Origin of the sequence: Streptococcus halitosis (assembly GCF_003143695.2) — a bacterium.
GTDB classification, from domain to species: domain Bacteria; phylum Bacillota; class Bacilli; order Lactobacillales; family Streptococcaceae; genus Streptococcus; species Streptococcus halitosis.
This window is the reverse complement of sequence record NZ_QEMY02000006.1, coordinates 45108-52999: the sequence shown is the minus strand read 5'-3', so window position 1 is coordinate 52999 and position 7892 is coordinate 45108. Positions and strand designations below refer to the sequence as shown.

At 40.7% G+C, this 7892-nt stretch carries 2 protein-coding genes and 1 pseudogene; all 3 read left to right on the top strand.

Translation table 11 applies throughout. From position 1 onward, the window contains the following. A pseudogene (gene padA, locus DB729_RS09170) lies at nucleotides 1–2263 on the top strand (LPXTG-anchored isopeptide-forming adhesin PadA); the annotation flags it as partial. Between the two features lie 75 nt (nucleotides 2264–2338). Further along, complete coding sequence (locus DB729_RS09165) at nucleotides 2339–4657, top strand: G5 domain-containing protein (RefSeq protein ID WP_109290317.1); 2319 nt, start codon at nucleotides 2339–2341, stop codon at nucleotides 4655–4657. Between the two features lie 334 nt (nucleotides 4658–4991). Then, nucleotides 4992–7892, top strand: a 2901-nt coding sequence (locus tag DB729_RS09160) for an isopeptide-forming domain-containing fimbrial protein (RefSeq protein ID WP_244201080.1), incomplete at its 3' end; no start/stop codon positions are given.

Genomic DNA, 7892 nt, shown 5'->3' with positions numbered 1-7892 from the left:
CTTGTCTGCTTACCTATCAGAAGATAAGTCAATCAAGGTTCCGAACAAGGCAGCTTACAAGGCAGATCTTCCAAACAAACCAGGCTTTACGAAAGACTCCAATGAAGTCCCAGTAACGCCACCAACACCAGACGAACCAGTGATCAAGAAAGATGTCAATACTAAAGCTGAAGAAACGCTTGCTGATCGTGACCAAATTTTCACATACAACGTGAAAACAAGTGTCCCAACAGATGTATCATCCTTCAGTGTAAGTGACACACTTGAGTCTGTTCTTGATTATGCAGGTTCAGCAAGTGCAATCTTGAATGGTCAAGCTCTTGATGCCAGTCAAATCAAGGTAGAAGGACAAACCATCACCTTGACGCTTACAAAGGAACAAGTGAAAGCCAATGGCGGTCAAGCTGTTGAATTGAGCTTCACTGCTAAGATTAAAGCGGGAGCTGATTTGACTCCATATCTAACAGATCGTGGATTTACTGTTCCAAATACGGCTTCTTATGACGCAAACATTCCAAATAGACCAGGACTACACAAAGATTCGAATAAAGTTCCGGTTGTCGTTCCAAAAGAACCAGAACCAGAAATTACGAAGAAAATCAACCGTACCTTGGACCACTTGGATGTGGAATACGACGCACCATACATGTATAATGTCAATACCACTTTGCCAAAAGATATTGATAAGTACAAAGAGTTCACCGTAACGGACACACTTGAATCTGTCTTGGCAATCGCTGATACACCAGTAGCTTATGTAGATGGACGTGATGCAAATAGTGCCCTTGAAACAAGTGTTGAAGGAAATACAGTCACTGTGAAAGTGAAAGATTTCGCTCGATTGAAAGGTTTCAAAGAAATCCAATTGTATATTCCAGCTAAACTCAAAGCGAATAGCGATTTGAAAGCTTATAAGGACCAATTGGTACCAAACAAAGCAACTGTCAACTTCAAGGATGCGAATGGTCAATCTGGTAACAAGGGAACAAAACCAGTAACGGTGAAACCGCGTGACCCAGAAAAACCAACAAATCCGACACCAGGTGAACCTGCTAAGACAGTTGGACCAGAAGATGGATCTAAACCTGATAAAGATTACCACTTGCCAAACGCTTTAGATACCTTCCGATTCGATATCACTACACCGGTTCCAACAGATCCAGTAGATGAAAACGGAAATGCTAAGAAGGATCAATATGGTCGTCTTATCAAGACAGACTTGACTAGCTTTACGATCACTGATAAAATCGATTCAGTCTTGAAAGTCAACAAAGACCGTATCGCTCTTAAAGTTGAAAACGCTCAGTTTGACAAGATCAAAGCAGCTCTTAAAGCTCAACTTGATCAAGCAGAGAAAGAACTCAAAGCTTTGACAGGCAAGTCAACAGAAGAGACTTCAACAGAGACTGGTAAGAAGGAAGAACTCAAGGCAGCGAAAGCTAAAGTAGCTGAATTGAAAGCGAAGTTGGAAGCGGCTAAGGCAGCGCAGCCAGCCCAACCAGCGGAAGCGACAAAACCAGCTACTCCAGCAACAGCTGCTGAAGAAACAACACCAGCTACATCTGATTCTTCTGCAACAGAAGATAAGAAACCTGCAACTAGTGAGCTAAGTCAAGATCTTGCAAGCTTGGAAGTAGAGTTGAAAGCAGCTGAAGAAAACTTGGCTAAGCTTCAAGCGCCAGCTCAGAAAGAATCAGAATTGGCACCAGCTGATAAGAAACAACAACAAGAGAAACTTGAAAATGAAATCAAGAAACTAAAAGAAGCTCAAACCAAGCTTCAAGCAGCTATTGATAAATTGTCAAAAGTTTCAAATGACCGCGGTGAATTAGTAGGTAAAGATTTAGAAGCAATTGCTACTGTTACTTACGATGAAACTAGCAATGTTGTGACTTTTGAAATCAGCGACAAGGATGTTCTTGAAGCCTTGAAGGGAAGTACCGTACGTCTTGTACTTTACACTAACTTCAAAGAAGGAACAGATTTTACAAAATTCACTGGTGGTGTACCAAATACAGCTGAAGTAAGCTTTAACCATAATCCAAAGCCAAAAACTACCAACAAAGTTGTGGTGTTCCCACCAACACCACCAACACCAGAAAAACCACAAACTCCGCCACCAGGTGGAACCGTTCCTCCTGCAGAACCTAAGAAAACATTGCCAAATACAGGTTCTGAAGCTTCTTCAATCTTTGGAGTACTTGCTGCCCTAGCTCTAGGACTTGCTGGACTTCTAGTTTGGAAGCGTAAAGCTGAACGTTAGTATCATATAGTAAGAGGAGAGTAGAAAATTTTACTCTTCTCCTTACTGTATATTGAAAGTGTTAAGGAAAGAATAATGAGTAGAAAAAAATTATTAAAGTTAGGGATTTCAATACTTGCTTTAAATGCACTTGGAGTAGCTACTTATCATGTAGCTCCCGACTTGTATCAAATTCCAACAGTGCATGCGGAAGAGACACCAGCGGAAGATGAAGAAATTCCAGATGGACAAGAGCGAAATATTGCAAATACATTCAAAAGAATGCTTAATAGTATAGAATCTTCAATTAAGGATTTTACAGATAGTCCAGATGAGGAGAATAAAGAACTCCTAGAGGGTGACGTAGAAGAAGCAAAGAATTTTTTTGAAACTGCAAAGAAGGCAATGAAGAGTCCAGAAGGTCAAAAAAGTTTTGCGGTGCTTGAAGCTCGCTACAATTCTTTAAAAGCTAAGGCTGAGGCGCTTCTCACTGGGGGAGATTTAAAAGAAGAACATCAAGAAGTCACAACTACTGAGGAGATTCCTTACCCATCTCGGACAGAAAACAATGCAGACCTCGCTGAAGGTACTCGAAAGGTAAAACAAGCGGGAGAAAAAGGTCAGAAGAAAGTTGTTTGGGATGTTACTTTGGTAAATGGCGTTGAGAAAAAACGTGATAGAAAGAGCCAAACGGTAATTAAAGAACCAGTAGAAGAAATCATTGAAGTTGGAACTAAGAAAACAGCTGTAGAAACCAAAGAAACAGTGACTGTAGAGGAGAAAGTTGCTTTCAAAGAAGAAACGAAAGCAGACCCAGCACTAGATAAAGGTCAAACGCGTGTTGAAGAAGGTGAAGAAGGTATCGATGAAGTCACTTATGAAGTGACAAAAGTGGATGGTGTTGAAAAATCTCGTAAAGAAGTTTCACGCAAGACTAAGAAAGCTGCAAAAAACAAGGTTACTTATACCGGTTCAAAAGCAGTTGTGACCACTAAGGAAGTAACCAAAACTGAAGAAGTTGCCTTTCAGACTCGTGAGGTTGAAAATGCACTCTTAGCTGAAGGTGTTCGCCGAGTGAAAACAGCTGGCCAAAAAGGTGTTCGTACGATTGTTGAAACTGTCACTTACACAGACGGCGTTGAAACAGGTCGCGAGGTGAAATCCAACACAATCACAACTCCAGCAGTGGATGAGATTGTTGAAGTAGGAACTAAGAAAGTAGAAGCCCCAGTTGTAACCACTAAGGAAGAAACGAAGACAGAGGAGGTTACCTTCCAAACTAAGGAAGTAACCAATTCAGATCTTCCAGAAGGAACTCGTGTAGTGAAAACAGCTGGTAAAAATGGTGTTCGCACTATCGTTTACACAGTTACCTATACAGATGGAGTAGAAACAGGTCGTGTTGAGAAATCCAACACAATCACCACCCCAGCAGTAGATGAGATCGTTGAAGTAGGAACTAAGAAAGTAGAAGCCCCAGTTGTAACGACTAAGGAAGAGACGAAAACAGAAGAAGTTGCTTTCCAAACTAAGGAAGTCACAAATCCAGACCTTCCAGAAGGAACTCGTATAGTGAAAACAGCTGGTAAGAAGGGTGTTCGTACCATTGTTGAAACAGTGACATACACAGACGGAAAAGAGACAGGCCGCGAGGTGAAATCCAACACAATCACAACTCCAGCAGTAGACGAAGTTGTCGAAATTGGAACTAAGAAAGTAGTAGCCCCAGTTGTAACGACTAAGGAAGAGACCAAGACAGAAGAAGTTGCTTTCCAAACTAAGGAAGTCACAAATCCAGATCTTCCAGAAGGAAGTCGTCAAGTGAAAACAGCTGGTAAGAAGGGTGTTCGTACCATTGTTGAAACAGTGACTTACACAGACGGCGTTGAAACAGGTCGTGTTGAGAAATCAAATGCAATCACTACTCCAGCAGTAGACGAAGTTGTCGAAGTAGGAACTAAGAAAGTAGTAGCCCCAGTTGTAACGACTAAGGAAGAGACCAAGACAGAAGATGCTGCCTTCCAAGTCAAAGAAGTGAAGAACGCAGACCTTCCAGAAGGAAGTCGTCAAGTGAAAGCTGCTGGTAAGAAGGGTGTTCGCACCATCGTTTACACAGTGACTTACACAGACGGAGTAGAAACAGATCGTGTTGAGAAATCCAACACAATCACCACTCCAGCAGTAGACGAGATTGTTGAAGTTGGAACTAAGAAAGTAGCCTCTACAACAACCAACGGTAATAAGAATGATACTGCAACAACAGGGAACCAAGCTGAAAGCACTAAGAAAGAAGAAACTGCAAGCCAAGATAAGAAAGTTCTACCAAGCACAGGTACAGCTTCTACCAGTCTTCTTTCAATGATTGGTTTATTTATCGCCGGTCTAGTAGGCTTTGTCGTTCGTAAGAAGGACTAATAAACTTTCATCTGAAAGGTCTTACAGACTTAATTTTTAAAAGAATTCAAGATTTTTCTTGAGTTCTTTTTTATTTAGGTGAAGGCTGAGATATCGCATAGTGATTAGCAGAAAAAATTATTTTTATGAATAAACCAAAAAGTTTCTTTTTAAAGTTTCACAGTATATTAAATATGTAAGTTGATATATTGTAAACGATGATAGTATACTAATACAAAATAATAAATTTTTATCTATAATCTACTTTTAATTGTCCCCTTTTTGTGTTAGAATGAGGTGAACATTTCTTTTTAAAATGATTGTATACAAATCATTTTTAGTTTGGAGGTTAATTATGAAATGGAGAAGAGGCATGAAAGTGCCGTTTTCTACTAATTTAGGTAGAAAAACAAAGGCTTATATCGGCCTAGTCGTTTTACTTTTTTCTATTTTTCTTCTTCCGGTTCAGTCTTATGCTGCATTAGAAGAGATTAAAAATGGAACGGATATCTCTACCTTGGATATTCGTAAGTTTAATTTAAATATTAACAATGCTAGTGTTTTATCTAAATCACAGTCTGTTGATCAGTTTCATCTATCGAATCCCCATTATGAATATCTAAGTGGGGGTGCTTATCCAGGTGAGATGGAAAACTTTACTCTCAAAGTAGATAAAAGTAAAAAACAAGATCAAGTTTTTGAAAATCCTTTATCTCTAAAATTCACAAATATTAGTAACATTCACGGAAAGCAAGTAGATGCTTATTTAAAATTTAATAAGGTCACTCTTCACTATCTAAATACTGCTCAAGCAGAGTCTGAAATGAATAGTGCTCAAAAATCTACTGTCGAATTTTTCTCAATTTCTGAATTATGGGAAAGTAATGCTTTTGAAATTGGGAATGTTCCTTATGTGGATGCGAATCATGACTACATCATGAATAAAGCGTTTTGGATTGATGCTGATGTTACAGCCGAAATTCGCTATGCTGATGGGACAGAAACAGACTTGAAATTGGTCATGAAACCAACAGATATTGATGCAATTGATGCAAACAATTTGAAGGAAACCTTCTATGTTAAAAACTATAAGAACGATGTGAACCTTCGATTAATGAACAATGCCAATGTCTTGCGGCAGGAAGAAACAAGTGATCATACTTCATGGATTGCTACACAAAGTACAAATGGTAGTAATGCTGAAAATAACATCTCGGGTTTAGCTCTTCGATCAAATAGTAACAGCATGAATTTCGGTTATTCATCAACGGAAACCTGTTCGGCTGTATTTGGGCTTTATGTCGAAAAGATTGACCCAAGTCCAGTCCTAGAGGTAGAACCTACTGAGATTCCAGCTAAAGAGGGGCAGGATGTAACTTATAAGGCTACTTTTAAAGTTCCGGTTCCAGGTAAAGACCTTTTAGCAGCTCCATCATCTATTGAAATGGTTCAAAATTTTGATGATCGCTTGGACTATAAAGAACTTAAAGTTGAATCAGGTGGAGTGACTCTGCAAGAAGGACGTGACTATACGATTGAGAAGTCAGGTCAAACAGTTACTGTTAAAATGACACCTGAATACATAAAATCAAATTCTGCCGCTGAGATTATTATCACTTATAAAACAGCTACAAACAAAAAAGTGGAAGAAAAGGGACCTGAAAAAATTAACAACACTGTAACCTTGCATGTTGATAACTTATCAGCTCCTTCTAATCAGGTGAGCACTGCTCTTCTTTACGAAAAACACCATGAATTTGTCAGTGGAACTCCAGGTAAAGAGCTTCCGCAAGAAGTGAAAGATTTGCTTCCGGCGACGGATAAGAACTTGTCTAATGGTAGTCAAGTAACTCCAACTCAACCAAGTCAAACAGAAGTGAAGACGTCAGAAGGCACATGGAGCTTTAAGTCTTATGACAAGGCATCAGAAACCATCAATGGAGCGGACGCACACTTCGTAGGCACTTGGGAGTTCACCCCAGCACCAACCTACAAGGCGACACACGAATTTGTCAGCGGAACTTCAGGTAAAGAACTTCCACAAGAAGTTAAAGTCTTGCTTCCAGCAGACCAAACAGACTTGAAAGATGGCAGTCAAGCAACTCCAACGCAACCAAGCCAAACAGAAGTGAAGACGGCAGAAGGTACATGGAGCTTCAAGTCCTATGACAAAGCATCCGAAACCATCAATGGAGCGGATGCCCACTTCGTCGGTACTTGGGAATTCACCCCAGCTCCAACTTACAAGGCAACACATGAGTTTGTCAGCGGAACTCCAAATAAAGAACTTCCACAAGAAGTGAAAACCCTACTTCCAGCAGATCAATCAGACTTGAAAGATGGCAGTCAAGCAACTCCAACGCAACCAAGTCAAACAGAAGTGAAAACAGCAGAAGGTACATGGAGCTTCAAGTCCTATGACAAAGCATCCGAAACCATCAATGGATCAGATGCACATTTCGTAGGAACATGGGAATTCACTCCAGCGCCAACCTATAAGGCAACTCACGAGTTTGTCAGTGGAACCCCGGGTAAAGAGCTTCCACAAGAAGTGAAAACCCTACTTCCAGCAGACCAAACAGACTTGAAAGATGGCAGTCAAGCAACGCCAACGCAACCAAGTCAAACAGAAGTGAAAACAACTGAAGGTACATGGAGCTTTAAGTCCTACGATAAGACATCTGAAACTATTAATGGAGCAGACGCACACTTCGTAGGCACCTGGGAATTCACCCCAGCTCCAACCTATAAGGCGACACACGAGTTTGTCAGTGGAACTCTAGGAAAAGAGCTTCCACAAGAAGTAAAAGCCTTGCTTCCAGCAGATCAAACAGATCTAAAAGATGGAAGTCAAGCGACTCCAACGCAACCAAGTCAAACAGAGGTTAAGACATCAGAAGGTACTTGGAGCTTCAAGTCCTATGACAAGGCATCAGAAACCATCAATGGAGCGGATGCCCACTTTATCGGTACTTGGGAATTCACCCCAGCTCCAACTTACAAGGCAACACATGAGTTTGTAAGTGGAACGCCAGGAAAAGAACTTCCGCAAGAAGTGAAATCCGTACTTCCGTCAGACCAAACAGACTTGAAAGACGGTAGTCAAGCGACTCCGACTCAACCAAGTCAAACAGAAGTGAAGACCGCAGAAGGCACCTGGAGCTTTAAGTCCTATGATAAGACATCCGAAACCATCAATGGAGCAGACGCCCACTTTATCGGTACTTGGGAATTCACCCCAGCTCCAACAGTGACT

Bases quoted from the DNA above. Each gene is read 5' to 3' on its own strand.
- DB729_RS09165 (WP_109290317.1), top strand. From the start codon at position 2,339: ATGAGTAGAAAAAAATTATTAAAGTTAGGGATTTCAATACTTGCTTTA.